The 1112-nt window shown below is 47.9% G+C and carries 1 protein-coding gene; it reads left to right on the top strand.

Features of this window, described 5'->3' with window-relative positions:
• On the top strand, positions 1–1112 hold a 1112-nt coding region (iscB, locus tag P5674_RS25090), incomplete at both ends, for an RNA-guided endonuclease IscB (protein ID WP_315670417.1).

Genomic DNA, 1112 nt, shown 5'->3' with positions numbered 1-1112 from the left:
TACGTTTTTGTGGTTGACACACTGGGGCAACCGTTAAGTCCCACTCATCGGGCCAGAGCCAGAAAGCTTTTGAAGCAGGGTTTGGCCGCAGTGTTTAGGACTTATCCATTTACAATTATCCTCAAGAAAACTGTTGAGAACCCGGTCAATGAACCATTACGGCTAAAGTTAGACCCAGGGGCATCAGTGACGGGTATTGCCCTAGTTAATCAGAGTCGGGACACAGTTATCTGGGGGGCTGAATTGACTCATACAGGAGATAGAATCCGAGCCAAGTTAACTGCACATCGCGTGGTTCGCCGCCACCGTCGTTGCCGAAAAACTCGTTACCGTCAAGCCCGATTCAATAACAGAAAGCGCGCAGATGGATGGTTGGCTCCCAGCCTCAAACATCGAGTTGAAACCACCTTGACCTGGGTCAATCGACTGATTTCCTCATGCCCGATAACGGACATATCAATGAAATTGGTACGATTTGACACCCAAAAGCTGCAAAACCCCGAAATATCTGGAGTTGAATACCAGCAAGGGGTTTTGTTAGGATACGAGTTGAGAGAATATCTGTTGACGAAATGGCAGCACCAGTGTGCCTACTGTGGTGGCCAAAATATCCCTTTAGAAATCGAACACATTCAGCCAAAAAGCCAGGGTGGTTCCGACCGAGTTAGCAATCTGGCTATTGCTTGCCATAAATGCCATCAGAAAAAAGGTTCTCAGGCACTCGAGCAGTTTCTGGAAAAAAAACCCGAAATCTTGAAGCGGTTGCTAGTTCAGGCCAAGGCCCCCCTGAAAAATGCGGCGGCCGTCAACTCTACCCGATGGGCATTGTTTAACAGCCTGAAGCTAACTGGATTACCCATTGAAATTGGCACTGGAGGTTTAACAAAATATAATCGGACGGTTCAAGGACTACCGAAAACCCATTGGCTAGATGCGGCTTGTGTGGGAAAAAGCACCCCGACCCGGTTGAAAATTAAAACTCACCAGCCACTACTAATTACTTGTTTTGGGCGTGGTGGCCGTCAAAAAGCGGCTCCTAACAAGAGGCTTCCGATTCGCCATAACCCATTAAAACCAATTAAGGGATGGCTTACCGGGGATATAGCCAAGCA

It is taken from the genome of Limnospira sp. PMC 289.06, from assembly GCF_032350395.1.
Taxonomy (GTDB): Bacteria; Cyanobacteriota; Cyanobacteriia; order Cyanobacteriales; family Microcoleaceae; genus Limnospira; species Limnospira platensis.
The sequence above is the reverse complement of the archived record's forward strand: the minus strand, read 5'-3'. Positions and strand labels throughout refer to the sequence as shown.